This window comes from Streptomyces sp. NPDC005195 (assembly GCF_040608315.1).
GTDB lineage: Bacteria > Actinomycetota > Actinomycetes > Streptomycetales > Streptomycetaceae > Streptomyces > Streptomyces kaempferi.
Window position 1 is genome coordinate 53140 of the sequence record NZ_JBEXHZ010000019.1, and the last position, 26098, is coordinate 79237.

The window sequence follows — 26098 nt, forward strand, 5'->3', positions numbered from 1 at the left end:
GGAGGACGTGGCGGCGGGGGTTCCGGTTCCGGTCCGGCCGAACCGGGTGCGGTCAGCTGCCGTCCCTCAGATCCTGGGGCCAGTGGGGGCGGAACTCGATGCCGTCGTACGTGACCACGCACCCCTCCCCCATCGGGGACTGCGTCATGAAACCGACCAGCGCGTCGGACGTCTCCTTCTCTTCGCCCAGCGTGAAGAGCCGGATGAAGGTCCACTTCGTTCCGTTGCGGGAGGCGTGGAAGGCGAAGGCGCGGCCGGTCCTGCTGATCCGCAGCCAGACGGAACTCCCCTCCACGGTGAAGGAGTTGGCGTCGTCGGAATGACCCCGGGTGACCACCGTGCAGACGGTGGGCACGTCCGGGGAGTACTCCAGGCAGAGCTTCGCCCAGGCGCGCTCCCCCACGTGGACGTAGAGCACGCCCGCGTCGAAGGAGGCCCCGAAGCCGACCGTGACCCGGGCGATCAGCTGGAAGTCCCCCTCGGGGGCGCCGAGCAGCCGGGGCGCGTCCGAGGCGGGGTCCTGGGCCTCGCCGGTGGGCGGCACGAAACGGTCCTGGCGACCGCCGGCCCAGCCCGCGAGCACCCCGTCCTCGTAGGACCAGTGTCCGTCCGGGCCGTACGTGCGCAGGGAGAAGGGAAGTTCAGGAAGTTCCACGTCCATCCCCCGAGTCTCCCAGGTCCACCGCCGCGCACTCACACAGGGCGCGGGCGGCCGCGCGGTCGTCGCCCCGGCCCGCGGCCCACCGACGGCCGCGGGCCCGAGGGCGCCTCCCGGCGAGCTCTCAGTGCTCCAGCCGCCCGTTGAACCGACGCGGCAGGCCCAACGGGTTGCCGTCCCGCAGTTCGGCGGGCAACAGCGCCTCGGGAGCGCCCTGATAGGCCACCGGCCGCAGCCACCGCTCGATCGCCGTACCACCGACGGAGGTCGACGTGGACGTCGTCGCGGGATACGGGCCACCGTGATGCTGGGCCGGGGCGACGGCGACGCCCGTCGGCCAGCCGTTGACCACGACCCGTCCGGCGAGCGGCGTCAGCTCGGCGAGGATCTCGGCGCCTCGCCCCTGGCCGGCCGCCTCCTCGGCGGAGAGCTGCACGGTGGCGGTGAGGTTGCCGGGCAGACGGGCGAGGACCGCGCCGGCCTCGGACTCGTCCTCGTAACGGACGATCACCGTGAGCGGGCCGAAGCACTCCTCCAGGAGCAGGTCGTGCTCACCGGCGGTCGCGAGCTTCCGCGCGGGCACGGTCAGGAAGCCGGGACTCACCGTGTGCTCACCGCCCGCGCCGGGCGTCACCGGGGCCTCCACGCCGGGGAGTCCGGCGCGTTCGGCGACCCCGGCGACGAAGTTGTCGCGCATACGGTGGTCGAGGAGGACACCGGCGTCGGTGTCGCTGACGGCGTCCGTGAGCGACTTGAGCAGACGGTCGCCGGCCGCGCTCGCCGGGGCCAGCACCAGGCCCGGCTTCACACAGAACTGGCCGACGCCCAGCGTCATCGAGCCCGCGAGTCCGGCGCCGATCGCCTCGGCGCGCTCGGCCGCCGCGGCCTCGGTGACGACGACGGGGTTCAGGGAGCCGAGTTCGCCGTGGAAGGGGATCGGCACGGGGCGCGCGGCCGCCGCGTCGAAGAGCGCCCGGCCGCCACGGACGGACCCGGTGAAACCGGCCGCCGTGACCAGCGGGTGCCTGACGAGTTCGACGCCCGCCTCGAAACCGTGCACCAGGCCGACGACACCCGCCGGGATGCCGTGCAGGCCGGCGGCCCGGCGCAGGACGGCCGCGACCAGCTCGGAGAGCGCCGGGTGGTCGGGGTGCGCCTTGACCACGACCGGGCAGCCGGCCGCCAGCGCGCTCGCGGTGTCGCCGCCGGCGACCGAGAAGGCGAAGGGGAAGTTCGAGGCCGAGTAGACGGCGACGACACCCAGCGGCACCTTGTAGCGGCGCAGGTCCGGGATCGGCGGGGTCGCCGTGTCGTCGGGGTGGTTGATCACGACGTCGAGGAACGCGCCCTCGTCGACGATGTCCGCGAAGGCCCGCAACTGGTAGCAGGTGCGGGCGAGTTCGCCGGTGAGCCGGACCGGGCCGAGCGCGGTCTCCGCGTCGGCGGCCTCGACGAGGTGGTTCTTGGCCCCTTCGAGCAGGTCCGCGGCGCTGCGCAGGAAGGCCGCGCGCGCGGCGCGGTCCACGAGGGCTCCCCGGGCGGCGTGCGCGGCGCGGACGGTCTCGTCGACCTCCTGGGCTGTGGCCTCCACCGCAACCTGCTCGCGCTGCTTCCCGGTACGGGGGTCGACACTCCAGACTGGTGCTGCTGCCACCGGGGGTCCCTCCAGATGTGATGCCGCGGTTCTTGTGTCACCGACCAGCGGCGTTCGATATACTGAACGCTGTCTCTGATGGTGAATATGATGCGGAGACTATTTCCCGTCGAACGAGGGGGTCAAGGGCGATGTCGGCAGGCGAGACAGGCGGCGGAGCGCAGGTCAAGTCCGCGGTACGGACCGTGGAATTGCTCGAGTACTTCGCGGGCCGGCCCGGAATGCACTCCCTGGCCGCGGTCCAGGAGGCCGTCGGTTATCCGAAGTCCAGCCTGTACATGCTGCTGCGCACCCTCGTGGAGCTCGGCTGGGTGGAGACGGACGCGACGGGCACACGGTACGGCATCGGCGTGCGCGCCCTGCTGGTCGGTACCTCGTACATCGACGGCGACGAGGTGGTGGCCGCGGCCCGGTCCACCCTGGACCGGCTGTCGGACGACACGACCGAGACCATCCACCTCGCACGCCTGGACGGCACGAACGTCGTCTATCTGGCCACCCGCCAGTCCCAGCACTATCTGCGCCCCTTCACCCGGGTGGGCCGCCGCCTCCCGGCACACTCGACCTCGCTGGGCAAGGCGCTGCTCGCCACCCACACCGACGAGCAGGTCCGCAAGATGCTCCCGGAGACGCTCCCCGCCCTCACCGAGCACACGATCACCGACCGGGAGAAGCTCATCGAGGAGCTGCGCCAGGTGCGGGAGCAGGGCTTCGCCGTGGACCGCGAGGAGAACACGCTGGGGCTGCGCTGCTTCGGCGTCGCGATCCCGTACCGCACTCCGGCGCGTGACGCGATCAGCTGCTCGGTGCCGGTCGCCCGGCTCACCCCCGCGCACGAGCAGATGGTGAAGGACGCGCTGTTCGACGCCCGCGACCGGCTGACGCTCGCCACCCGGAGGCTCTGAACCATGGAGATCGCGCTCCGCCCGGTCCACGACAGCGACCTGCCGGTCTTCTACCGGCAGCTGAACGACCCCGAGTCCCTGCGGATGGCCGCGTTCACCCCCAGGGACCCGGCCGACCGGGACGCGTTCGACGCCCACTGGAAGCGTGTCCGCGCCTCGCCCGACACGCTGACACGCACGGTCCTCGCGGACGGCGACGTCGTGGGCAGCGCCGCGGTGTACGGCGAGCCCGGCGAGCGCGAGGTCACATACTGGATCGACCGGGCCTACTGGGGCCGGGGCATCGCGACGGCGGCGCTGCGGGGTCTGCTGGCCGAGGTGCCCGAGCGCCCGCTGTACGCGCGGGCGGCGGCCGACAACCCCGGGTCGCGGCGGGTCCTGGAGAAGTGCGGGTTCCAGGTCACCGCGCAGCCGCGGGGGTACGCGCACGCCCGCGGCGAGGAGACGGACGAGGTCGTTCTCACCCTGGCGCGCTGACCCGGACCTCATGAACGGCGCATGAGAAATACGGGCGGAAGGGAACGATTCACCCCCGTCCGCTCGTCCTTCTGGGCGGAATGAACAAGACGATCAGGCGTGCCGCCGTCTTCACTCTGCTGCTCGTGCTCTCCCTGCTGATCAGGGCGACCTGGGTGCAGTTCTACGACGGCAGTGCACTCGCGGACGACAAGAACAACCGGCGGAACGCGATCGAGCAGTACGCGAACCCGCTCGGGAACATCATCGTGGCCGGCGACGCGATCACCGGTTCCGCGCAGACGAAGGGCAGCGACCTCAGGTACAAGCGCACCTACACCGACGGCAGCCTGTACGCGGCCGTCACGGGCTACAGCTCGCAGGTGTTCGGGGCGACCCAGCTGGAGGGCATCTACCGGAACCTGCTGGACGGCACGGACGACCAGCTCAAGAACCCCCTCGACACGGTCACCGGCAAGCGCTCCGCTCCGGGTGACGTGGTCACGACGATCGACCCGGACGTGCAGAAGGCGGCGTACAGGGCGCTCGGCGGCAAGAAGGGCGGGGCCGTCGCCCTCGACCCCACGACCGGCAGGATCCTCGCCGCCGTCTCCACTCCGTCGTACGACCCCTCGCTGCTGAGCACCGGCGACTCGGCCGCCTGGAAGAGGCTGACGAAGGACGCGGACAAGCCCATGACCAACCGGGCGCTGCGCCAGCCGCTGCCCCCGGGGTCGACGTTCAAGCTGGTCGTCGCCGCGGCCGCGCTGGAGGACGGGCTGTACCCGGATGTGGACACGAAGACGGACAGCCCGAACCCGTACACGCTTCCGAACACGACGACCGTCCTGAAGAACGAGAGCGCCTCCGCGCCCTGCGCGAACGCCCCGATCCGGGTCGCGCTGCAGTACTCCTGCAACAACGTCTTCGCGAAGATGGCCGTCGACCTCGGCCAGGACAAGCTGAGGGCGATGGCCGAGAAGTTCGGCTTCAACGACACCTCGCAGGACGTGCCGGTACGGGCGTACGCGAGTGTCTACCCCTCGGGTATGGACAAGTCGTCCACGGCGCTGACGGGCATCGGCCAGTACGACGTGACCGCGACCCCGCTCCAGATGGCCATGGTGTCGGCGGCTCTTGCCAACGGGGGCAAGTTGGTCTCGCCGCACATGGTGGCGCAGACCAGTGACGCCGGCGGCAATGTGGTGGAGAACTACGGCGACGGTACGGAGACCAAGGAGATCGTCAGTCCGTCGACCGCCGAACAGCTCCAGTCCGCGATGCGCACGGTCGTCGAGGACGGCACGGGCACGAACGCGCGGATCCCCGGCGCGACGGTGGGCGGCAAGACGGGAACGGCCCAGCACGGCGAGAACAACAGCAAGACGCCCTACGCGTGGTTCACGTCGTACGCGAAGTCCGACTCGAACGGCAAGCAGGTCGCCGTCGCGGTCATGGTCGAGCAGTCCGACGCGGCCCGCTCCGAGGTCAGCGGCAACGGCCTGGCGGCCCCGGTGGCCAGGGCGATGATGCAGGCGGCCCTGAAGGACTGAGACCCCTCGCACGACGCGGGGCCGCCCCGTGTCCCCGGGGCGGCCCTTCTCGCCTGCCGTCACTTGACGCCGAACAACTGCCTCACCGGATCGATCGCGAAGTACACGAGGAACAGCGCCGACACGGCCCACAGCAGCCAGTGGACCTCACGGAGCTTGCCGAGCACCGCCTTGATCACGACGTAGGCGACGAAACCCGCACCGATGCCGTTGGTGATCGAGTAGGAGAAGGGCATCGCGGCGATGGTGAGGAACGCGGGAATCGCGATCTCGTAGTCGTCCCATGCGATGTGCTTGACCTGGGTCATCATCAGGAAGCCGACCGCGACGAGGGCGGGGGCCGCCGCCTGGAGCGGGACGATGGTGAGCAGCGGGGTCAGGAACAGGGCGAGGGCGAACATGCCGCCCGTGACCAGGTTCGAGAAGCCGGTCCGCGAGCCCTCGCCGACCCCTGCCGCGGACTCGATGTACGCGGTGTTGGACGAGGCGGAGGCCGCGCCGCCCGCGACCGCCGCGGCACCGTCGATGAACAGCACCCGGCCGATGCCGGGCACCTTGCCCTCCTCGTCGAGCAGCCCGGCCTCGGCGCTGACGCCGACGATCGTGCCCATGGCGTCGAAGAAGTCCGACAGGATGAGGGTGAAGATCAGCAGGACGACCGTCAGGGCGCCGGTCTCGCCGAAGCCGCCGAACAGGCTGAAGTGACCGACGAGGCCGAAGTCCGGGGCCTCCACTACGTCGGAGGGGATCTTCGGCGTGGTCAGGCCCCAGCTCTTGATGTCGGCGGCCGAGTTGATGATCACGGCGAGCACCGTCATCGTCACGATGCTGATCAGGATGGCGCCCTTCACCTTGCGCGCCATCAGTCCGATGGTGAGCAGCACACCGAGGCAGAAGACCAGGACGGGCCAGCCGGTCAGCGAGCCCGTCGCGCCCAGCTGCACCGGCACGGTGGTGTTCGCGACGTCCGGGATGCGGCTGACGAAGCCGGCGTCCACGAAGCCGATGAAGGCGATGAACAGCCCGATGCCGACGCCTATGGCGTGCTTCAGCTGTTGCGGGATGGCGTTCATGACCGCTTCGCGCAGCCCGGTGAGGACCAGTACGCAGATGATCACGCCTTCGATGACCACCAGGCCCATGGCGTCGGGCCAGCTCATCAGTGGGGCGATCTGGAAGACGACGACGGCGTTCAGACCGAGGCCCGCCGCGATCGCGAGCGGCAGGTTGCCGCCCACACCCATGATGACGGTCATCACCGCGGCCACCAGGGCAGTGGCCGTGACGAGTTGGCCGCTGTCGAGGTGGTGGCCGAACTTGTCCTTGGCGCTGCCGAGAATGATCGGATTCAGGACAAGGATGTAGGCCATCGTGAAGAACGTGGCGAAACCGCCGCGTATCTCCCGTCCGAACGTGGAACCCCGTTCGGAGATCTTGAAAAACCGGTCGACGCTGTTCGCCGCTGGTGGCACCGAGCTTGGCCGCTCTGGCGCCTTCTGCGATTCGGACATGGCGATACTCCTCGTGACCTGCGTGGCGGGTGTGCGGATGCTGGCTGGATTGTTCCCACGTTCAACCGCGTTCAGGTTTTCCCTGTGTTACGGAATCCGGTTCGGCCCGCCATATGCCGTTCGAGGCCCCGGCCGGACACCCCCGCGGCCACGCCTTCCGCCGCGGGGCGCCACGGGCCGGCACAGCCCCGTGGCAGGCGGCCGGCGGTGGCTCGGCAGCACGGATTCGTGCCGCGGAACAACCATCCGCTCGTTTTCCTCGTCCTCCCCGGTGCGTGGAGCAGGCACACGGTCGACGGCTCCACGGGCTCGGCACCGCCGAACCCGTGCACTGTTCGACCCCATGGATCTGCTGGCCTGAGCCCCCCTCGGAGCCAGTCAGAGGAGCGCCCCCGCCGGTGACGACCGGCGGGGGCGTTCGCCTTGCCCCACGAGGACGGTGAGCGTGCGTCAGCTGACGAAGTACGTCGGGTTCGGCAGCTTGTAGGTCTTGTCCGCGTAGCCGCCGTCGAGGTCCGAGTACTGGTCTCCGAAGTTGGCGACGATGTCGTACCCGAGGGACTCGATGTGCTGACGGGTGCCGGCCTTGTACTGCACGGTGGTGCAGTTCCAGGCGGCGGCCGTGGCGCAGGAGCTCAGGTACGCGGGCGGGTTGGCGGCGTCCTTGAGGAACATGTGGGCGGCGTCGAGGTTGACGTCGGCGCCGACCTTCTTGAGGTTCGTGACCGCGTCGACGCGCTGCGACTCCTTCAGGCCCGAGTTGTAGAAGACCTCGACGCCCTTGGACTTGGCGTACGCGACGAGCGCGGGGGTGCCGAAGACGGCCGGACGGTCGGCCTGGGCCACGTACGACGCCCAAGTGGCGGAGTTGTACGTGTAGTTGGTCTTCTTCTCGTAGTCCAGGGAGAGCAGCAGCGTGTCGTCGATGTCGAAGACGACCGCCGGCTTCTCACCCCGGTGCCTCGCCTTGTGCGCCGCCTTGTCGATGTGGCGCCTGGCGTCCGACTCCAGGCGCGCCAGGTCCTTGGCGTACTGGCTGGTGCCGGAGGCCTGGTAGACGCCGTTGCCGTCGAGCGTGGTGCCGTAGTAGGTGTCGATGCCCTTGACCAACACCCCGATGTTGTAGGGCTCGTGGGTCGAGTTCGCCGTCGACTGCCCGGCGGTGGCGACACCGGTGCCGTAGAGGGCGGCACCGGCGACGGCGCAGGCGGCACCGACGGCCGCCGCTCTGAGGGACTTCCGCATGTGTTCTCCGAATCTGGGTGAGTGGAATGACCGGCTCTCGCACACCAGGTCAGAGACTGTCTACGCGCATCACCCACGACACGCGAGAGCCTTTATCCGATCGATATCCCACCCATAGACGGCACTTCCGTCGACACATTGCCTGCGAGTGACATGCCCTTGACCGTCCCTTGAAGCGGTTCTCCTAGGGGCGGAACCCATACGCGAACGGGGAGAGCCGCATGGGTGAGGGCAACGGCGACGGCATGGTCCTGCACATCCACACCGCCGATCTGAAGCGAGCGGCGCCCGACTTCCAGGAAGGGGCCAAGAACCTCAGCAAAGCGCTCACCACCCTCGTCACCACCCTGGACGGCCTGGGCAGGCCCTGGGGCGACGACAAGCAGGGCAAGGAGTTCGGTGACGCCTACTCACCCCTTCAGAAGAAGATCGAGAGCGCCGCGGGCACGCTCGTGCTCGGCCTGGTGAGCATCCACGAGGCCATGGACGACCTGGCCGACGGACACGTGGACAACGACCAGTCGATAGCCGGGATGTCCACCGAGGTGAAGGTCGCGGACAAGGACCAGCAGAGCGACGGTGCCGGTGAGCGTTGAGGGCGAGGCCAAGAAGATCCTGCTGACACGTACGACACGGATGGCCGACTGACGCTCGCGGCCAGCGCGGACGCCGAACTCTCCCTGCAGCGTAATGCGTTGGGGCACACCCTCGCCGAGAGTGTCAACGGCCGAACGACCACCTACGCGTACGACGCGCTCGGCCGGTGCATCCGACGTGTCGTCCCGTCCGGGCTGACGTCGCAGTGGACCTACGACCCGGCGGGCCGTGCCATTGAACTCCGCTCCGAAGCAGGTGTGTTGGCGTTCGATCACGATGTGACCGGCCGTGAGACGCGACGCCGTGTGGGCGACAGGGTCACACTCACCCAGTGCTGGGACGCGGCTGACCGCCTCACCGTCCAGTCCCTCACGGCAATGACTTCGGTGCTGCAGGAGGACCGCCTCCTGCAGCACCGCGCCTATACCCATCGCGCCGACGGCTATATCACCGAAATCCGCGACCTCACCTCAGGCACCCGTCGCTTCGACCTGGATGATCAGGGCCGGGTCACAGGGGTACGCGCCCACGGCTGGAGCGAGGGCTACGCCTATGACACAGCCGGCAACCTCACCCACGCCGCCGCCCCCGGCCATGACGACCCGGGCGAGCGCGAGTTCGACGGCAACCTCATCCACCGCGTCGGCCGCACCACGTACGAGTACGACGCGGCGGGCCGCCTCATCCGCAGGGCCCGCAAGCTCCTCAATGGCAAGCAGCACACATGGACGTACGCCTGGAACGCGGAGGACCGGCTGACGGAGGCGGTCACACCGGATGGCGACCACTGGCGATACACATACGATCCCCTCGGCCGGCGTATGTCCAAAAGTCTCTTGGCCGAGGATGGTTCAGCGGCCACCCGCACGGACTTCGTCTGGGACGACACCCGCCTGGCCGAACAGTGCGGGCCCGACGGCACGGTCACCACTTGGGACTACGCCCCCGGCACGCACCTTCCGCTCACGCAGACGGACCACAGAGCAGTCACTCGCGCGCCGGGCAAGTCTGTTCCTCACTGAGCTGGCCGAGACCACGGCACCCGACCCCACCACCCGCTTCCACGCGATCATCACCGACGCCGTGGGCACTCCCACCGAACTGGTAGACCCGAGAGGGAACTTGGCGTGGCAGCACCGCACGACACTGTGGGGCACCCCGTCTCCGGCAAACGACACGCCCACCGTGGAATGCCCACTGCGCTTCCCGGGCCAGTACGCGGACACCGAGACGGGTCTGCACTACAACTACTTGCGCTACTACGCGCCGGAAACGGCCCGCTACCTGACCTCCGATCCACTCGGCCTGGAACCGGCGCCCAATCCCGACACCTATGTTGTCAACCCGCTCGCGTGGACGGACCCCATCGGGCTCGCCCCTTGCGCCAAGGCGCAGTGGGAGCAGAGGGCCGACTTCAGCAGCCAGAAGGTCATGAGCAAGAAGTACGACAGCCACGCGGGTGACTTCGGTGTCGCCGGAAACCGGAACAAGCAGACGATGGCCCAGTTCCAGCAGAACATGAGAAGCCAGATGCTCGCCCCCGACACCAAGATGTACCGGTTCGACTACCGAGGTCAGGGACCGGCTGTCGGATTCATCGATCCCGCGACGAAGAAGATGGTCATGCTGCACAGCGACGGTAAGTTCTGGTCCGCCTGGAGACTGGGCGACAAACAGTTCCAGAGCATCATCGACAAGGGCTTCCTGACGTAAGGGCGCGAAGGTGAGGAAGAAGAATCAAGAGGTGGCCGGCGCTGTCCTGACTCCATCCGGGGACTTCAGAGACGACTGGTCGGGCGCGGTCGGCGCGCAGTACACGGTCCCCGTCCCCTCCCACGCAGGCCTCAGTGGCAGCACCGCCCTGCGCATGGTGGCCGGCGCCCGGGAGTCAGGCGCGCGGGGGGTCCTCGTGGTCCCGCTCGACCCCGCGCTCGGCGACACGACCGCTACCGAGGCACCCCTCAGCACGGAGGCGCTACTCGCTCTCGTGACCGGCCAGCTCGACCGTTCCGGGCTGCTGCTGGTCACCGACGATCTGCGGGGGGCGCTGCTACTCCGGCCCGGATACGCGCTGGTGGCAGGGACGGAGGAGTTCCTGCGGGGTGCCGTCCCCGAAGGCGGGGACCAGGCCAAGACGGAGTTCCAGCGGTATGCGCGCAAGGTGCGGTCCGGAGGAGGGGCTTCGGACATCGGCGCCTTGGCCGCCAAGTTCCCTCCGCTCACCAGGACGTGGAAAACCGCCCGGGAAGTCCCCGCCACCAGCCAATACGGTCACCAGTTGTCGCTCATGCGACAGTTCGTGACCGGAGCGATCGACGGCTCCCTGTTCGCGCGGCAGTGGCTGGAGGCGCGCCGGCGGTCGATGGACACGGGTGAGCGCGTGGAGAACGCTCTCACCACAGCGCTGGACGAGGTCTTCTACGCACTGGAGGACTACAGCATCGATCCCTCCCTTCGGGACGAGGACGACCTGACGGACGAGGAGTTGCGGGAGCGGGTGGCCGACGCCCTGGCGCGGCTGGAGTGACATGCGCGGCTGAGCAGAATGATGACTGCCATGTTGCGGCGCGTCGGCATCACGCAGTTGATGGAGACGGACATCGCACCCCGCTTCCTGGATGTCGCCTGGCAAGGGTGGACAGTCGGATGGGCCCGGTACCGGCCGGCCGGTCGTCGACTCGGAGGACGGAATCCGCATCATCACCTTCTTCCCGGTACGAAAGAGCTACACCGCGTGATCATTGCGCAGTTCACCGTACGTCCCGGCCAGAGCGGCCCCAGCGGCTTCGACCTGGGGGACATGTCGTTCGCCGGGGATCTCGGCACGGCCGACTCGGCGGGTCACACGCCCGGACCAGGGCATGAGGGTCCACCTCTCGGTGATCCAGCTCCTGGACGGTCTTGGCGGCTTGCTGCGGGGCAACGTCCGGGCGCTCGCCTTCACCGGAGTCGACACCTCCTTCAGCCTCGTCTTCCGACACGGCAAGGGGGTCTGTCGGTCGCGTCGAAGGACGGTCTCGTCGCGCGCACGACCGCTCCCGAACTCGCTGCCGCGGTCATGAGGGCCGCCAACGCTCTGTCCCCCGCCCTCCCTCCGGAAGATCCGGCCGTGTCCGACCACGGCGCCGCCCTGGAAGCGATCCACTCCCACGTACCTCCGAATGGATCCGCAGTCGACTGAGAGCGTCACCTTCGCCATGGGATCGGGCGGGCCGTCCACCGTGTCCGCGACGCCCGGCCATCTCCGCTTCCCGGGCACGCTCATGGCGTTCGCGGGCCTCGCCCCGCTCGTCGTGGTGTACGTCCTGTGGCACCCGGGCTGAGACACCCCGGTGCGGGAGGCGGCCCTGAGGACTGCCTCCCGCACGAGCCGGTTCGCCGCCAGGAGATTCAGGGGCACCAGTCGCCGAGATACACGGCACGGGTGTGCGACCCGGCCTCCGTGTCCGTGAGTTGCGGCCGGTTCCCCGGCACGCTGACGGCAGCTCCCGGTCCCGTGTTGCGGTACTCGGCGAACCGTTGGGCCTGCCAGGGATAGGTGTCGGACATGTTGGTGTAGGGCGCGACCGCGTCGACACCGGCGCCGAGGCGAGTGTCACGGACGGTCAGCATCGGCCGGGCGGTGGTGTCCGAGCCGGGCACCCAGGGGCGGGCCAGCTTGTAGAAGGCGTCGGGGGCCCCGCTCGTGACACGACCCCCGGTGACCAGATAGCCGCGTGGGTTGGCGACGGCGGTGGAGGGGGCGAGGACGAAGCCGTACGGGGCCCCGCCCAGGTCCGTACGGCTCAGGGCGCGGAAGTGACAGCACTCGAAGACGGCGGTCGCCCGGCCGAAGACGAAGTCCACGTCACCCTCGACGTAACAGCCGCGGTAGTACTGCCGGGCGAAGGTGCCGAGCGCCATGGAGTCGGCGTACAGCGTGTCCTGGTGGCCCAGGAACCGGCACGGCGCCGACGGCCACGGTCTCGCGGTAGGTGCCCGGGGCCAGGACCAGCGTGTATCCGCTCCCGCCCGCCGCGTCCACGGCGGCCTGCACGGTCGTGTGGTCGCCGCGCCCGCCGGGGTGCACGTACAGAGTGCGCGCGGTGAGGCGCGCGGAGGGCGAACCGTAGCGTCCGAACGGTGACCGGGCCACCGCGCGGGCGGGTGCCGCGAGCGCCGGAGCCAGCACGGCTCCGATGCCCGCGGCGACGAACGCCCTTCTGCCGAACTGGACTTCGGTCATGATCAGCAGAACCTGCCGGCGCCCGCGCGGTGGTCCACGATCCCCGGTACCGCCCTCGGCGGATCGACATGGGTCCGCAGGGACGGTGTCCAGCCGGCGCCGGACCGCAGCGTCTCGGCCGGGATCTCCGCGTTGTGCACGGCGATCAGGTCCGTGGCCACCCCGTTGACGTAGTTGTCCGTGGCGGTGAGCGGTGCCTCCTTCCACTTCTTCAGAACGGTCGCCGCGCTGATCCCGCTGGGGAGGGTGAACGCGTTGTGCTCGGCGACGAGTTGGGACTCCATGCCGATGCCGTAGCTGTAGGAGAAGCCGTCGCCCGCGACGAAGTGGTTGTTGTACGAGTCCACCTGCCCGAAGCGGACGCGCGGCGCGCGCTCGACCAGGTTCGAGAACAGGTTGTGGTGGAAGGTCACTTTGAGGTGTCCCCGGTCGACCGCGGCCGTGGAGGCGCTGTCGCTGTTGCCGACCAGGATCGTCTTGTCGTGGTCGGTGAACACGTTCCAGGACGCGGTCACGTAGTCCGCGCCCCTGACGATGTCCAGCTCGCCGTCGTGCTGCTCGTAGATCCGGCCGAAGTACGTGGGCAGCGAGCTGTCGGGGTGGTCCCCGTCGGTGAAGGTGTTGTGGTCCAGCCAGACGTGCGTGGACCCGTAGATCACCGCGCTGTCGTACTCGGAGTTCCAGTTGCCGACCGCGGTGTCGGTCGGGTCCCACTGCGGGAAACAGTCCAGCGGGCTCTCGAAGGCGAGGTTGCGGACGATGACGTTGTCCACGGCCTTGATCTGGAGGCTGGCACCCTTGAAGCCCGCGTTCCTGCCGACGCCGACCAGCGTGGTGTCGGCGGGGATCTCCGCCTTGATGGCGGTGTCCTGGCGGGCGGCGGAGGCGCGGCGCAGGCCTTCGGGGCTGTCGTCGGGCTCGGCGTCCAGGTTGGTGCCGTACCCCCATTTCTCCGGCGCGTACTTCTGCAGATAGGCGTCGAAGTCGTAGCCCGGCGCGGTGAAGGAGTCGCAGCCGTCAGCGCCCGCGTCGATCGTGCCCACCACCCTGATGATCCTCGGCCCGGCGGAACGGCTCGCCAGCGCGGCCTTGAACTCCGGCCAGGTGGTGACGGTGTGGACGTGCGCGGCGTCGGCGGCCGCCCCTCCCGTGGTGCCGGTGGTGGCGGAGCCCCAGCCGTCACCGGCGGGGAGGGTCTGGCGGGCGGGATCGCGGGGCCGCGTCCGGGCCTGGGCGGTGGTGACGGTGGCAGCCAGGACCAGGGCGGTGCATCCGATCAGCGAACCTATGACGCGAGCATGACATTTGACGATGTTCACGGTGCGACTCTCTCTTTCCGGTGGGAGTGGGGTGGCCGGAGGGGCGGACGGGCGGTCGGCGCGGCGGAACCGCGCGGACCGGCCGGCGCCGCGAGGGGCGCCGCCGGGCCGCCGGGCGAACCGGACACGTCCTAGTGATGCGCCTTCCAGTCCGCCTGCGCCTTGTCGAGCTGGTCGGCCAGCGTGTCCAGGAAGTCCTTCGCGCTCATCTTCCCGAGCAGCAGCTTCTGGAAGTTGGGCTCGTTGTCGGCCTTGGAGATGGTGTTCCAGTCGGGCAGGTAGTACGGCAGCTGCACGATCTTGGTGTCGGCGCCGTTGAGCGCCTCCGCGGCCAGCTTGGTCGGCTCGGCCTGCTGGATCCAGGCGTCCTTCGCGGCGTCGGTGTTCGCCGGGACCTGGCCCGCGGACTCGTTGAACTTGGAGTTCTCCGCGGCCGAGACCGCGAACTCGATGAACTTCCAGGCCGCCGACTTGTTCTTGCCGGACTTGAACAGACTCAGCCCGTCGACCGGGTTGGACACCTGCACCCGCGTGCCGTCGTCCTGCGTGGGGTTGGGGATGCCCCTGAACTTCCCCGCGCCCAGCGCCTTCAGATGGTCCTGGTAGGAGCCGAGGTTGTGACTCAGCATGCCGATGCTGCCGCTGTCCCACTGGGCAACCATCTTGGCGAAGTCGTTGTTGACGTCGGCGGAGGGGGTGTCCTTCTTGTACAGGGCGATGTACTTCTCCAGGGCCGCCACGTTCTTCGGGTCGTTGACGGTGGTCCTGTCGCCGTTCCAGAACGAGGTGAGGCCCGTCTGGCCGTACACCGCGTCCAGGGCCGGCGCGATGGCCCCCTCGCCGCCTCGGATGGTGAAGCCGAACCGGTTGCGGCCCTTGTCGGTGAGCTTGCCGGCGGCCGCGTAGAACTTCGCCCAGGTGGTCGGCGCTTCCAGGCCGGCCGACTTGAAGAGGTCCGTGCGGTACCACAGCGTGCCGTTGTTCGCGGAGGTCGGCACCTGGTAGAGCCTGCCCCCGCCGCCGGCGGCCCGGCTGACGTCGAGCAGGTTCTGGCTCAGCCTGCCCTTCAGCGGGCTCTTCTCCAGGCGGCTGTCCAGGGGGTCCAGCGCGCCCTGGACGGCGACCTCGGCGAGCATCGCGGTGCCCACACCGCCGACGTCGGGCAGACCGCCGCCCTGGATGGCGGTGTCGTACTTCGACTGGGCGCTCGCCGCGGGGATGCCCACGTAGTTGACCTTGATGCCCGGGTACTTCTTCTCGAAGTCCGCGATGATCTGCTTCCAGATGTCGGTGCGGACACCGCCGTTGTTGTCCCAGAAGGTGATCTCGCCCTTGCCCGAGCCCTCGTCGCCCTTGTCCCCCGCCGCCCCGCTGCCGTTGTCGCCGCAGGCGGTGGCGGTGAGCGCGAGCACGGAACCCAGGGCGACGGCCAGCGCGGCACGCCTCGTTCTGGGGATGCTGATCTTCATAGGTCGGCTCTCTTCCTCTGGTTCGATCAGGGTTGCGGGGTCTGGTCGGTCACGGTCCGCCGGTGCGGGCGGCACCGGCTCCGGACGTCCGGTACGCGGTAACGGAAAGCGCTTGCTCGGGAGATACGGCACTGCGGCTCCCCACAGGCTCACGGGTGGCGGTGGACGACCCTCAGGGGGTCGCGGTGATGCGGAACTGCGTGAACGAGGCCGCTCCGGCGTGTCCCGCGCCTACGGGGGCGAGCGCGAAGAGCCCGAGGAGGGCGCCGACCCAGCGCCAGGGGGTGGCGGCGAAGACCTGGCCGGAGGACACCCGGCCGCCGCCGACGTCGTACGAGAAACGGCAGCGCGCCCCCGCGCCGGTCTCGATCCACAGCCGGGCCCGGCCCTCGGGGGCCTCCCGGGAGGCGGCGGCGTCGCGCTCCCTCCCCCACTGCCCGGCGGACCGGACCGGCCCCCCGGTCACGGCGCACTCGGCGAACCGGTGCACGAGCCGCACCGACCCGTCGGGGTGACGCTGGAGCCCGATCCAGCCGAAAGCGTCCCCGAGCACGGCGAGTCCCGCCCGCGCGCCGGGTTCCTCGCTGTCGAGCCGCAGCTCCACCTCGACGGTGGCGGCGATCCCGGGCAGGCGCTGGGTCAGGACGTGCGGCACCTTGCGCAGATCGTCCGCGTCCGCCGTCCGTACACAGGTCAGCCGCAGCCCGTCGGAGGAGTGCTGGGTGCTCCACCCCGTCTGCGGGTTGGCGGTCCACTGCCACTGCCGCCCGAACCGGCCGCCCGGGAAGTCGTCGTCGGTGGCGGGTGCCGAGGGCGGCTGCCGCGGCAGATCGGGCTTCCGGTGCACGGCGACGGGGGCGCCCTCGTCGCCGAGCACCGGCCAGCCGTCCGGTCCGTCCCAGCGCATCGGCTGGAGGTGCACGACCCTCCCGTACGGGCCGCGGTGCTGGAAGTGCACGAACCAGTCCTCGCCGGCCGCCGTGCGCACCCAGCCGCCCTGGTGCGGGCCGTTGACCCCGGTCTCCCCCTGCTCCAGCACCACCCGCTCCTCGTACGGGCCGAAGAAGCCGCGCGAGCGGAAGGCGCCCTGCCAGCCGGTCTCCACTCCCCCGGCGGGCGCGAAGATCCAGAACCAGCCGTCGTGCCGGTAGGCCTTGGGCCCCTCGAGGGTGAACCAGCCGGGGATCCGGTCCGCGTCGATGATCACCTCGCCCTCGTCGAGCAGTCCGGTGCCGTCGGGACGCATCCGGTGCCCGGTGAGCCGGTTCTTCACGCCCGAACGGGATCCGGCCCAGGCGTGCACCAGATAGGCCTCGCCGGTCTCCTCGTCCCACAGCGGGCAGGCGTCGATCAGCCCCTTGCCCTCCTTGATCAGCCGCGGCCTGGTCCAAGGGCCGCGGATCTCGGGGGCGTTGACCTGGAATATGCCGTGGTCGGGGTCGCCCCAGAAGATCCAGAAGCGTTCGTCGTGATGGCGCAGGGACGGCGCCCACACCCCCCGTTCGTGCCGGGGCACGCCGAACTCCCGCGCCGGTTCGAGGCGTTGCAGGGCGTGGCCGACGAGCGTCCAGTTGACCAGGTCGCGCGAGTGCAGCAGCGGCAGGCCCGGCACCCGGCCGAAGCTGGAGGCGGTGAGGTAGAAGTCGTCCCCGACGCGGAGCGGATCGGGGTCGGACCAGTCGGCGTCGAGAACGGGGTTGCGGTAGGTGCCGTCGCCCAGGTCGGAGGAGGGAAGGGCCATCAGGGACTCACCGCCCTGCGGACGAGCGCGGCGGCCTCGCCCCGGTCGAGGGTGCCGTCCGCGACGACGGTCACGACCCGCCGTGCGACGGTGTCCCCCGCCCCGACGGGCAGCCGCTCGGTGTGCGCGAGGCTGGAACCGACACCCGGGTACGCGGCCGTGCGCACGAACCACGGATCGCGGCGGGTCCGTTCGGTGGCCCCGGCGAAGACCAGGGTCCAGCGGGCGCCCGCGAGTGCCAGCCAGTCGGCGCGGGCGCCGTGCACCGCCTCCACGCCCTCGGTGTCGGCGGTGAAGACACGTGGCACCCCGGACTCCTTGCGGGCCCGCCAGAAGAAGCCGCCGTAGGCCGCGCCGGGCCGTCCGTTGGTGGCCGGGCTGCCGATGGAGAGAGGGTTCGGGGTCGTGTTCGTGAGCGAGAAGGCGAAGTCCAGCGCCCAGGCGGAGTCGGTGAGCCGGGTCGCGGCGACGGTCCGGCGCTCACGCAGCAGTTCGCCGCCCGCGGCCACCCAGCGCAGCTCCTCCACGAAGCCGTCCGGGCCGCTCGGCTGGAAGCCGGCGTGCCGCTGGGCACCGTGGTTGGCGAGCTCGGTGGGCCCCTGTTCGCGTACGTAGGTGCGCCCGCCCCAGAAGTTGTGCCCCTCGACGTCGGGAACGGCGACACCGACGCCGAGGTGATGGAGGTGGTCGGCGGGGCTCGACTCGGTGACCGTCGTGCCGGCCAGGGTGGTGACCGGATGGAGGTACGGACGCGGGGACAGCCGGGGGGCCAGCTCGGGGCGGGTGTGGTACCTGCCGACCGGGCGGCCCGCGACGCGCAGGACGGGCGACTCGTGGTGGGGCGCGGTGTTCATCCGGTGCTCACCTCGTTCGGGGGCGCCCAGGAGGCGCCCAGCTCGGAGTAGAGGGCGAGGGTGTCGGCCGCCGCCGCGACGAGTCCGTCGATGCCGCGCACGCTCCGGCGGTTCTCCGCGGGGACCGTCTCCCAGGCGTCCGCGGGCAGCGCGACCGGGTCAGGGGCCCGCCGGACCGCCTCGACGACCTTCATGAAGGCGCCCGTCGACTCCGGTGCGACCAGCAGCTCGTCGCCGTCGGTCAGATGGGCGACCAGGTTCTCCAGCAGGTCCGTGCGGCCGAACTCGATCTCCTCGGGGCCGTGCCCGGACCGCTGTACGAGGACGCGGTCGAGCTTGTACCAGAAGGTGATCCGGCCGCCGCTGCCGTGCACCAGGACATACGGCTCGCCCGGCCGCTCGGCGCAGAGCGTGACGGCGACGACGACCCTGCCCCGGGGGGTGGTGACCCGTACGCAGGAGGTGTCGTCGGACTCGATGTCGTTGGCCCGCAGCAGCTCGGTCTCGATCGTGCCGACATCCTCGGCGCGGGTGGCCCCGTGCAGCGCGAGGGCGGTGACGACGGCGTGCGCGAGGGGGTTGGTGAGGGCCCCGTCGATCACGTCCACGCCGTTCAGGCGGCGCTTTCCCGCCCATGCCGCCCTGCGGTAGTAGGCCTCGTCGCGCGCCCAGGCACCCGCCGCGCCGATCCCGGTGACCGTGCCGAGCACGCCCGACGCGATCATCTCCCGGATCGCCGGCAGGGCGTGCGAGCCGAGTGACTGGAAGCCGATCTGGCAGGCGACCCCGGCCGCCGCGACGCCGTCGGCCATCCGGCGGAACTCGGTGTACGAGGGCGCGGGGGGCTTCTCCAGCAGGAGGTGCACGCCCCTGGCGGCGGCGACGAGCGCCAGGTCGGTGTGGGTCGGGATGGGCGTGCAGATCACCGCGATCGCGGCGCCGGTGGAGTCGAGCAGGGCCCCGAAGTCGGCGGACTGCTCGGGAGGCCGGCCCCCGAAGTCCTGGCAGGACCCGAAGTCCTCGGACACCTCCGCGAGTTCGGCCGTCGTGAGGGGGTTCGGCTCGCAGATGCCGGCCAGCCGTACGAGCCCCTTGTCCTGGAGCCGGCGGATGTTGCGCAGGTGCCAGCGGCCGTGGCCGCGCGCCCCCGCGAGGACGACCGGCAGCGGGAGTTCCCCGCCCGGCGTGTTCATCCCGCTCATCCCTTCACCGCCCCCGCGCTGAAGCCGGTGATGAGCCACTTCTGGATGAAGGCGAACACGATGACGACGGGGACGGCGGCGATGATGCCGCCCGCGGCGAGCGCGCCGAGGTCGACGCTGTCGGCGCTCATCAGGGTGTTGAGGCCGACCGGGATCGTCTGCTTGCCCTGGTCGCTGAGGAACATCAGGGCGAACAGGAAGTGGTTCCAGGCGTGCACGAAGGCGAAGGAACCGACCGCGATCAACCCCGGCCGCAGCAGCGGGAGTACGACGATCCGGAAGGAGGTGAGGCGGCCGCAGCCGTCGACCCAGGCTGCCTCTTCCAGGGAGTACGGCACGTTCCTGATGAACCCGCTGATGAGGATCATCGACAGCGGCAGTTGGAACACCGTCTCGGCGATGACGACGCTGCCCAGCGAGTTGATCATCTGGAGCTTGGCGAAGATCTGGAACAGCGGTACCAGCAGCAGTGCGCCCGGGACGAACTGGGAGCACAGCAGCGCCAGCATGAAGCCGCGTTTGATCCTGAATTCGAAGCGGGCCAGGGCGTATCCGCCGGCCAGGGCGACCACGGTCGTCATGACGAGCGTGGCGACGGCGATGAGCACGCTGTTCTGGAAGTAGGTCCCGAAACTGCGCTCGGTCCACACCTTGTCGAAGTGCTCGAAGGTCATGGGCCACGGCACCAGCGAGGTGGACCCGGCCGGGCGGAGCGCGAAGAGCAGGATCCAGTAGAAGGGGATCAGGGTGAAGAGGAGATAGAGGCCCAGCGGGAAGTAGATGTACCGGCGCGGGACCTCGTCCCAGGCGCGGCGCTTCGCGCCCGGACGCTGCCGGGGCTCCTCTGCCGCCGGGGCCGGTGCCGCGGGGGCCCTGACGGTGACGTCCTCGGTGATCACTTGTCCCCGCCTCCGAACTTGCTCAGCCGCAGATAGACGATCGAGCAGAACAGCAGAATCACGAACGCGACCGTGGTGAGGGCGGACGCGTAGCCGAAGTTGTGCGCGTCGACACTGGTGTTGGCGATGTAGAGCGGAAGGGTGGTCGTCTCGCCCGCGGGTCCGCCGCCGGTCAGGGTGTAGAGCAGGTCGACGTTGTTGAACTCCCAGACCGCGCGCAGCAGCGTGGACAGGACGATGGCGTCCTTCAGGTGCGGCAGGGTGATGTGCAGGAACTGCCGGAAGCGGCTCGCGCCGTCCACCTCGGCGGCCTCGTACAGGTCCTTGGAGACGGACTGGAGGTCGGCGAGGATGAGGATCGCGAAGAAGGGCACTCCTCGCCACAGGTCGGCGACGACGGCCGCGGGGAAGACGGTGGCGGTGTCCGACAGCCAACTGGTGCCGTACTGGCCGATGCCGGCGTCCGCGAGGTAACGGGTGATGCCGGTCTGGGAGTTGTAGAGCAGTACCCAGATCGCGGAGGTCAGCACCCCGGAGACGGCCCAGGGCGAGAAGACCAGCGCCCGGCCGGCCGCGCGGCCCACGAAGGTCTGGTTGACGATCAGCGCCAGCGCCAGACCGAAGAGCAGTTGCAGACCGACCTCGACGACGACCCACTGGGCGCTGAAGGTCAGCGTGTCCCAGAACTGGGGGTCGGCGGTGAAGGCGTGCACGAAGTTCTCGAAGCCCGCGAACCCGTTGCGCCACGGCTTGGTGGGGTTGTAGTTCTGCAGGCTGTAGTAGAAGACGCTGATGACCGGGTAGGCGATGAAGCCCAGCATCAGCAGCCCCGCGGGGGCGATCAGCAGATACGGGAGCCTGCGGGGCGTCGCCGAGCGGCGGCGCCGCCGGAGCGGCGCGGGCTGTTTCGCCACGGCTGCGGCTTGGGCCATGACTGTTCTCCGTTCTTGCGGGTGCCGTGGAACGCTTGCCGTCGGTGTCTGTGCCGGTGAGACAGGAAGCGCTTGCTAGACGCGCATGGGTGAACGCGCTTCGGAGGTGTCGTTCGGGTCGTCGGCCAGGGAGCGCGGTCCTCGCGGACCGCCCTCACCCGGCGTAGGGATCCGGCACTTTGCCCGGCCGGGCCAGGAACGCGAAGTCGCAGCCGGTGTCGGCCTGGGTGATCTGCTCGTTGTAGAGCGCCCCGTAGCCGCGCTCGTACCGCTCGGGCGGCGCCGTCCACAGCGCCCTGCGCCGCTCCAGCTCCACGTCGTCCACGTCGAGCCGGAGCGACCGCGCCTCGACGTCCAGGGTGATCGTGTCACCGGTCCGCACCAGGGCGAGCGGGCCTCCGACGTGCGACTCGGGTGCCACGTGCAGCACACAGGCGCCGTAACTCGTGCCGCTCATCCGGGCGTCGGAGATCCGGACCATGTCCCGTACGCCCTGCTTCAGCAGGTGGCCGGGGATGGGCAGCATGCCGTACTCGGGCATGCCGGGACCGCCCTTGGGCCCGGAGCCGCGCAGCACCAGCACGCTGTCCGCCGTGATGCCGAGGGACGGGTCGTCGATGGTCCGCTGCATCGTCCGGTAGTCGTCGAAGACGACCGCGGGCCCGGTGTGCCTGAGCAGCCGCGGCTCGGCGGCGATGTGCTTGATGACCGCGCCGTCGGGGCAGAGGTTGCCGCGCAGGACGGCGACACCTCCCTCGGCGGCGACGGGGTGGTCCCGGGGGCGGATGACGTCGTCGTTGTGCACCCGGGCGGTGGCCAGCTGCTCGCGCAGGGTGTCGTGCGACACCGTCGGCCGGTCCAGGTGCAGCAGGTCCGTGATCCGTGACAGGAACCCGGGCAGACCGCCTGCGAAGTGGAAGTCCTCCATCAGGTAGGTCCGCCCGCCGGGCCGTACGTTGGCGAGCACCGGCACGGTCCGCGCGATCCGGTCGAAGTCGTCGAGGGTGAGGGTGACGCCCGCGCGTCCGGCCATGGCGATCAGGTGGATGACGGCGTTGGTGGAGCCGCCGAGTCCGAGGACGGTCGTCACGGCGTCCGCGAAGGCCTCCTCGGTGAGGATGTCGGACAGCTTCCGGTCCCGGTGCACGAGGTCGACGATCCGCAGGCCCGCGGCGGCCGCCATCCGGTCATGGCCGGAGTCGACGGCCGGGATGCTGGACGCGCCGGGGACCGTCACCCCGAGCGCCTCGGCGGCGGCGGTGAGCGTGGACGCCGTCCCCATGGTCATGCAGTGGCCGGGGGACCGCGCGAGGCCGCTCTCCAGTTCGGTCATCTCGCAGTCGCCGATGAGTCCGGCGCGCCTGTCGTCCCAGTACTTCCACATGTCGGTGCCGGAGCCGAGGACCTCGTCGCGCCAGTGACCGGGCAGCATCGGCCCGGCGGGCACGAAGACGGCCGGCAGGTCGACGGAGGCCGCGCCCATCAGCAGAGCGGGGGTGGACTTGTCGCAGCCGCCCATCAGCACCGCGCCGTCCACGGGGTAGGAGCGCAGCAGCTCCTCCGTCTCCAGGGCGAGCAGGTTGCGGTAGAGCATCGGGGTCGGCTTCTGGAAGGTCTCGCTGAGGGTGGACACCGGGAACTCCAGCGGGAAGCCCCCGGCCTGCCACACGCCCCGTTTCACGGCCTGCGCCCGGTCCCGGAGGTGGACGTGGCACGGGTTGATGTCGGACCAGGTGTTCAGGATCGCGATGACCGGCTTGCCGAGGTGCTCCTCGGGCAGATAGCCGAGCTGGCGGGTCCTGGCACGGTGGCTGAAGGAGCGCAGCCCGTCGGTGCCGTACCACTGGTGGCTCCTGAGGTCCTCCGGGCGCCTCTTCTCCCGCCCCGTGCTCACAGCGGCCATCCCGCGGCGATGGCGGCGACTTCCGACCGCTCGGACTCGGACAGCTCCCTGCTCGGCGGGCGTACCTCGCGCCGGCACAGGCCGAGCGAGGCGAGCGCCTCCTTGACCACGGTCACGTTGTTGGCGGAGGCGTCGGCGGCGCGCAGTTCCTCGAAGCGGCGGATCTGCTCCCAGACCTTCATCGCGGCCGGGTAGTCGCCGGAGCGGAGCGCCTCGATCATGGTGAGCGAGAGCGACGGGGCGACGTTGACCAGACCGGAGGTGAAGCCGGTGGCACCCGCCGAGAAGTAGGAGGGCGCGTAGGGCTCGGCGAGCCCCGCCACCCACACGAACCGTTCGAGTCCCGCGTCCCGGGCGAAGGCGGCGAAGCGGGCGGCGTCCGGGACGGCGTACTTGACGCCGATCACGTTCGGGCAGACGTCGGCGAGCTCGGCGAGCCGGGCCCCCGGGAGCCGGGGGTTGCGGATGTAGGGCACGACCCCCATCTCCGGCACGGACTCGGCGACGGCCCGGTGGTAGTCGAGCCAGCCGCCCTCCGAGACATACGGGTGGACGGGCTGATGGACCATCACCATCGCCGCTCCGAGCGTGCGGGCGTGCCGGGCGGAGGCGACGGCGGTCGGTACGTCGTGCCCGACCCCGACCAGGACGGCGGCCCGCCCGCCCGCTTCGTCGATGGTCAACTCCGTGACGAGCGAACGCTCTTCGGGGGTCAGGGCGTAGAACTCGCCGGTGTTGCCGTTGGGTGTGAGGGTGCGGACCCCGCCGTCGAGCAGCCGGCGCAGCAGGGCGCGGTGGGTGTCGCGGTCGATCGTCCCGTCCTGTGCGAAGGGGGTCACGGGGATCGCCACGACCTCGGCGAGCGCCGCCCGTTGGGCCTCGTACGTCGCTGTCATTCCTGTCCGTCCTCCTCCCGGGCCGGGGGGAAGGCCCGCCGCACGAACGACTCGATGTGGGCGTGCAGCGCGCGGGCCGCGCCGTCCGCGTCGTCGTCGAGGGCAAGGCGCAGGATCTCCCGGTGTTCGCCGGCCTCGCGCTCCCAGGACGGGTCGGCGGCCCAGGCGACCGCGGAGACCAGGGCGGCCTGGTCGCGGACCTCGTCGAGCATGCGGCCCAGCAGGGGGTTGCCGCAGGACACGTACAGGGCGCGGTGGAACTCCCGGTTGGCCAGCGAGCGTTCGGCGGCGTCGGAGGCGTCGTCGGCGCGGGTGAGAGCGTCCCGCGCGGCGGCGAGCGAGGCTCCGCGCAGGACGGACCGGCGCAGCGCCTCCGGCTCCAGCAGCAGCCGGACGTCGTACACCTCACGCGCCATGTCCGCGTCCACCATGCGCACCGTGACGCCCTTGTACTGGTTCATCACGACGAGTCCGGTACCGGCCAGGGTCTTGAGCGCCTCGCGCACGGGCGTCTTCGACACCCCGAACCGTGCGGCGAGCTCGCTCTCGACCAGGGCCTGACCGGGCGTCAACTGCCCGGTGAGGATGCGGTGTTTGATCCCTTCCAGCACGAACTGCGTGCGGGACGGTATCGGTGTGGGCACAGAGGTCATGCGCGCCTCTCGGATCTCACGTATCGGATCTCACGTATCGCGTCTCATATATGACGTACGAAGTACGACGCGATGAACGTAGGAGCGCGCCCGTGTTTCGTCAACGCTTCGGACGGAAGAAAGAAAAGAAAGGGAGACGCATCGCGCAGGGCCCCGTCCGAAGCCCTGCGCGGGGCTTCGGACGGGACCCAAGGGCCGGAGGTGTACTAGGGCCTGTTGCGAAAGCGCTGGTAGCGACTGCTGTGGTCGAGTCGTTCGAAGTAAAGGAGGGCCATGACAACTTGGGACGGCGCCGCAGCTGCCGCTAACTACTCCGAGATTCGGCAGTACTGCTTGACCGCAGCTCAGGCTCTTGAGGTCGCAGGATTGTCGCCTGCAGAGCGATGGGACGAGTCACGTGGAACGGCCTTCTACTGGCCAAAGGGTGATACTGCGCTCGCTCATGGACCCTGGACGAACGGAATCGTCGTGTTTTGGGGGACCAGAGGCACACGTCGCGGCTGGGGTTGCGCCTCCCTTGATGCGGCCGGCAGCCCCTCGCTTGAGGCCACAACCTGGCTCCCTCTTCCTCCCTCCGTCGCCCCCGGTCTGCTGGCCGAACATCTTCGGTATCTGTTCGACGAAGGGGTTGTAGAGCGTGATCGTGAGCGCTGATAGAGCCACCCACGTCATTCACAGTCCGAGATCCACTTTCGATACACGCCCTAGGACTTCCAGCCGGGGTCGCGACCGCTGAGGGCGATCAGACGGTCCAGCAACGGCGCGTCGTCCGGCACCGGCACCACGGGCCCGAAAGCGCCTCCGCCCCGGCCGGCATCCTGGGCCGCCGCGGCGAGGAAGCCGTACGACGCGTGCAGCGCGGCCGGGTCGGGCTCGTACTCCTGGCCGGTGGCGCGGGCCAGGTCCCAGCCGTGCACGACCAGTTCGTCGGCGGCCACGGCACCGGCGATTGCGCCCGGCAGGGTCACCCCGCCCGCTCGGGTCTCCCCCTCCCAGGCGGCCGGGTCGCGCCAGACCTCCACGAGTTCGCCGAGCGCCTTCGGCAGGGTCTCGCGCCAGTCGGGGGCGATGTCGGGCACGGTCGTGTCCGGGCTGGTGTCGGTCCTGGCGCCCAGGTTCTTGCGTCCGGCGTCGCGGAAGGCGACGGCCAGTCCGCCCAGATGGCCGAGCATGTGGTGCACCGCGTACGCGGGGCAGGGGGTGATGTCGTCGAGCCGGCGGTCCGTCACCCCCGCCACGAGTCGCGCGACGATCAGGGCCTGCGGCCCCAGGTCGAGAGTCGGGTCGGTCATCGGCTGCTCCTCGGTTCCGAACCCTCACAGAGTCCGCTCGTGGGGCAGACCGGGGACGCGCCGAGAACTCATCGGCGCGGTGCCGGAGGCGGGTGCGCGGGGTGGCGGGTGCGCGGGGTGACAGGTGCGCGGGG

23 protein-coding genes and 1 pseudogene are annotated in these 26098 nt (G+C 70.2%); 8 read left to right on the plus strand and 16 right to left on the minus strand.

What is annotated here, in order from left to right; genetic code table 11:
* Positions 1–52: 52 nt before the first annotated feature.
* Positions 53–661 carry a DUF1349 domain-containing protein gene (locus tag ABZV34_RS20770; RefSeq protein ID WP_356278449.1) on the minus strand — a complete coding sequence of 203 codons (609 nt, stop codon included), beginning with the start codon at positions 659–661 and terminating at the stop codon, positions 53–55.
* A 121-nt stretch (positions 662–782) separates the two neighbouring features.
* On the minus strand, positions 783–2312 hold the full coding sequence (locus ABZV34_RS20775) for an aldehyde dehydrogenase (NADP(+)) (protein ID WP_356278452.1): 1530 nt from the start codon (positions 2310–2312) through the stop codon (positions 783–785).
* Between the two features lie 131 nt (positions 2313–2443).
* On the opposite strand from ABZV34_RS20775, the gene ABZV34_RS20780 reads away from it, so the two are divergent.
* The 3 genes from ABZV34_RS20780 (at position 2444) to ABZV34_RS20790 (ending at position 5226) form a co-directional block, all read left to right on the plus strand.
* Entirely contained in the window at positions 2444–3217 is a 774-nt protein-coding gene (locus tag ABZV34_RS20780; RefSeq protein WP_356278454.1) for an IclR family transcriptional regulator, read from the plus strand.
* Between the two features lie 3 nt (positions 3218–3220).
* Positions 3221–3694, plus strand: coding sequence for a GNAT family N-acetyltransferase (locus tag ABZV34_RS20785; protein WP_356278456.1), 474 nt, complete (start codon positions 3221–3223; stop codon positions 3692–3694).
* 80 nt (positions 3695–3774) lie between these two features.
* The gene (locus ABZV34_RS20790) at positions 3775–5226 is read left to right on the plus strand and encodes a penicillin-binding transpeptidase domain-containing protein (RefSeq protein WP_356278458.1); all 1452 of its coding nucleotides are present in this window, start codon (positions 3775–3777) and stop codon (positions 5224–5226) included.
* A 59-nt stretch (positions 5227–5285) separates the two neighbouring features.
* On the opposite strand, the gene ABZV34_RS20795 is transcribed toward ABZV34_RS20790, so the two are convergent.
* Together ABZV34_RS20795 and ABZV34_RS20800 are read right to left on the minus strand one after the other, a co-directional pair.
* Positions 5286–6737, minus strand: coding sequence for an NCS2 family permease (locus tag ABZV34_RS20795; protein ID WP_356278461.1), 1452 nt, complete (start codon positions 6735–6737; stop codon positions 5286–5288).
* 450 nt (positions 6738–7187) lie between these two features.
* On the minus strand, positions 7188–7982 hold the full coding sequence (locus tag ABZV34_RS20800) for an HAD family acid phosphatase (RefSeq protein WP_356278464.1): 795 nt from the start codon (positions 7980–7982) through the stop codon (positions 7188–7190).
* A 221-nt stretch (positions 7983–8203) separates the two neighbouring features.
* Between ABZV34_RS20800 and ABZV34_RS20805 the strand changes: the two genes are divergently transcribed.
* From ABZV34_RS20805 to ABZV34_RS20825, 5 genes are all read left to right on the plus strand, one after another.
* Positions 8204–8578, plus strand: a complete 375-nt coding sequence (locus tag ABZV34_RS20805) for a hypothetical protein (RefSeq protein WP_356278467.1) — start codon at positions 8204–8206, stop codon at positions 8576–8578.
* Positions 8579–8677: 99 nt separating this feature from the next.
* Positions 8678–9601 (plus strand): hypothetical protein, encoded by a 924-nt coding sequence (locus tag ABZV34_RS20810; RefSeq protein ID WP_356278470.1) that lies wholly within the window; start codon positions 8678–8680, stop codon positions 9599–9601.
* Positions 9602–9764: 163 nt separating this feature from the next.
* Positions 9765–10292, plus strand: a complete 528-nt coding sequence (locus ABZV34_RS20815; protein WP_356278473.1) for an RHS repeat-associated core domain-containing protein — start codon at positions 9765–9767, stop codon at positions 10290–10292.
* A 31-nt stretch (positions 10293–10323) separates the two neighbouring features.
* Positions 10324–11106: a colicin immunity domain-containing protein gene (locus ABZV34_RS20820; RefSeq protein WP_356278475.1), complete on the plus strand. Its 783-nt coding sequence runs from the start codon at positions 10324–10326 to the stop codon at positions 11104–11106.
* A 634-nt stretch (positions 11107–11740) separates the two neighbouring features.
* Complete coding sequence (locus tag ABZV34_RS20825) at positions 11741–11902, plus strand: hypothetical protein (protein ID WP_356278477.1); 162 nt, start codon at positions 11741–11743, stop codon at positions 11900–11902.
* Positions 11903–11969: 67 nt separating this feature from the next.
* On the opposite strand, the pseudogene ABZV34_RS20830 reads toward ABZV34_RS20825, so the two are convergent.
* From ABZV34_RS20830 to ABZV34_RS20885, 12 genes and pseudogenes are all read right to left on the minus strand, one after another.
* A pseudogene (locus ABZV34_RS20830) lies at positions 11970–12804 on the minus strand (pectinesterase family protein).
* A gap of 2 nt (positions 12805–12806) precedes the next feature.
* Complete coding sequence (locus tag ABZV34_RS20835; RefSeq protein WP_356278479.1) at positions 12807–14123, minus strand: polysaccharide lyase family 1 protein; 1317 nt, start codon at positions 14121–14123, stop codon at positions 12807–12809.
* A gap of 131 nt (positions 14124–14254) precedes the next feature.
* Positions 14255–15592, minus strand: a complete 1338-nt coding sequence (locus ABZV34_RS20840; RefSeq protein ID WP_356278482.1) for an extracellular solute-binding protein — start codon at positions 15590–15592, stop codon at positions 14255–14257.
* Positions 15593–15764: 172 nt separating this feature from the next.
* Positions 15765–17333, minus strand: coding sequence for a family 43 glycosylhydrolase (locus tag ABZV34_RS20845; protein WP_356278484.1), 1569 nt, complete (start codon positions 17331–17333; stop codon positions 15765–15767).
* Complete coding sequence (locus ABZV34_RS20850) at positions 17333–18187, minus strand: PmoA family protein (RefSeq protein WP_356278486.1); 855 nt, start codon at positions 18185–18187, stop codon at positions 17333–17335. The genes ABZV34_RS20845 and ABZV34_RS20850 overlap by 1 nt, the downstream gene beginning before the upstream one ends.
* A complete protein-coding gene (locus tag ABZV34_RS20855; RefSeq protein WP_356278489.1) occupies positions 18184–19380 on the minus strand; it encodes a Gfo/Idh/MocA family oxidoreductase in 1197 nt (398 codons plus the stop codon). The genes ABZV34_RS20850 and ABZV34_RS20855 overlap by 4 nt, the downstream gene beginning before the upstream one ends.
* A 5-nt stretch (positions 19381–19385) precedes the next feature.
* Positions 19386–20288 (minus strand): carbohydrate ABC transporter permease, encoded by a 903-nt coding sequence (locus ABZV34_RS20860; RefSeq protein WP_356278492.1) that lies wholly within the window; start codon positions 20286–20288, stop codon positions 19386–19388.
* Positions 20285–21220 carry a sugar ABC transporter permease gene (locus ABZV34_RS20865; RefSeq protein WP_356278495.1) on the minus strand — a complete coding sequence of 312 codons (936 nt, stop codon included), beginning with the start codon at positions 21218–21220 and terminating at the stop codon, positions 20285–20287. Before ABZV34_RS20865 ends, ABZV34_RS20860 begins: the two co-directional genes overlap by 4 nt.
* Positions 21221–21374: 154 nt before the next feature.
* Complete coding sequence (gene araD, locus ABZV34_RS20870) at positions 21375–23123, minus strand: L-arabinonate dehydratase (RefSeq protein ID WP_356278498.1); 1749 nt, start codon at positions 23121–23123, stop codon at positions 21375–21377.
* The gene (locus ABZV34_RS20875; protein WP_356278501.1) at positions 23111–24019 is read right to left on the minus strand and encodes a dihydrodipicolinate synthase family protein; all 909 of its coding nucleotides are present in this window, start codon (positions 24017–24019) and stop codon (positions 23111–23113) included. Before ABZV34_RS20875 ends, araD begins: the two co-directional genes overlap by 13 nt.
* Positions 24016–24672 carry a GntR family transcriptional regulator gene (locus tag ABZV34_RS20880; protein ID WP_356278504.1) on the minus strand — a complete coding sequence of 219 codons (657 nt, stop codon included), beginning with the start codon at positions 24670–24672 and terminating at the stop codon, positions 24016–24018. Before ABZV34_RS20880 ends, ABZV34_RS20875 begins: the two co-directional genes overlap by 4 nt.
* A gap of 704 nt (positions 24673–25376) precedes the next feature.
* On the minus strand, positions 25377–25964 hold the full coding sequence (locus tag ABZV34_RS20885; RefSeq protein WP_356278506.1) for a TIGR03086 family metal-binding protein: 588 nt from the start codon (positions 25962–25964) through the stop codon (positions 25377–25379).
* Between the last annotated feature and the right edge of the window lie 134 nt (positions 25965–26098).

Bases quoted from the DNA above. Each gene is read 5' to 3' on its own strand.
- ABZV34_RS20795 (WP_356278461.1), bottom strand. From the start codon at position 6,737: ATGTCCGAATCGCAGAAGGCGCCAGAGCGGCCAAGCTCGGTGCCACCA.
- ABZV34_RS20800 (WP_356278464.1), bottom strand. From the start codon at position 7,982: ATGCGGAAGTCCCTCAGAGCGGCGGCCGTCGGTGCCGCCTGCGCCGTC.
- ABZV34_RS20805 (WP_356278467.1), top strand. From the start codon at position 8,204: ATGGGTGAGGGCAACGGCGACGGCATGGTCCTGCACATCCACACCGCC.
- ABZV34_RS20785 (WP_356278456.1), top strand. From the start codon at position 3,221: ATGGAGATCGCGCTCCGCCCGGTCCACGACAGCGACCTGCCGGTCTTC.
- ABZV34_RS20770 (WP_356278449.1), bottom strand. From the start codon at position 661: ATGGACGTGGAACTTCCTGAACTTCCCTTCTCCCTGCGCACGTACGGC.
- ABZV34_RS20885 (WP_356278506.1), bottom strand. From the start codon at position 25,964: ATGACCGACCCGACTCTCGACCTGGGGCCGCAGGCCCTGATCGTCGCG.
- ABZV34_RS20780 (WP_356278454.1), top strand. From the start codon at position 2,444: ATGTCGGCAGGCGAGACAGGCGGCGGAGCGCAGGTCAAGTCCGCGGTA.
- ABZV34_RS20875 (WP_356278501.1), bottom strand. From the start codon at position 24,019: ATGACAGCGACGTACGAGGCCCAACGGGCGGCGCTCGCCGAGGTCGTG.
- ABZV34_RS20850 (WP_356278486.1), bottom strand. From the start codon at position 18,187: ATGAACACCGCGCCCCACCACGAGTCGCCCGTCCTGCGCGTCGCGGGC.
- ABZV34_RS20855 (WP_356278489.1), bottom strand. From the start codon at position 19,380: ATGAACACGCCGGGCGGGGAACTCCCGCTGCCGGTCGTCCTCGCGGGG.
- ABZV34_RS20825 (WP_356278477.1), top strand. From the start codon at position 11,741: ATGGATCCGCAGTCGACTGAGAGCGTCACCTTCGCCATGGGATCGGGC.
- ABZV34_RS20790 (WP_356278458.1), top strand. From the start codon at position 3,775: ATGAACAAGACGATCAGGCGTGCCGCCGTCTTCACTCTGCTGCTCGTG.
- araD (WP_356278498.1), bottom strand. From the start codon at position 23,123: ATGGCCGCTGTGAGCACGGGGCGGGAGAAGAGGCGCCCGGAGGACCTC.
- ABZV34_RS20880 (WP_356278504.1), bottom strand. From the start codon at position 24,672: ATGACCTCTGTGCCCACACCGATACCGTCCCGCACGCAGTTCGTGCTG.
- ABZV34_RS20840 (WP_356278482.1), bottom strand. From the start codon at position 15,592: ATGAAGATCAGCATCCCCAGAACGAGGCGTGCCGCGCTGGCCGTCGCC.
- ABZV34_RS20845 (WP_356278484.1), bottom strand. From the start codon at position 17,333: ATGGCCCTTCCCTCCTCCGACCTGGGCGACGGCACCTACCGCAACCCC.
- ABZV34_RS20865 (WP_356278495.1), bottom strand. From the start codon at position 21,220: ATGGCCCAAGCCGCAGCCGTGGCGAAACAGCCCGCGCCGCTCCGGCGG.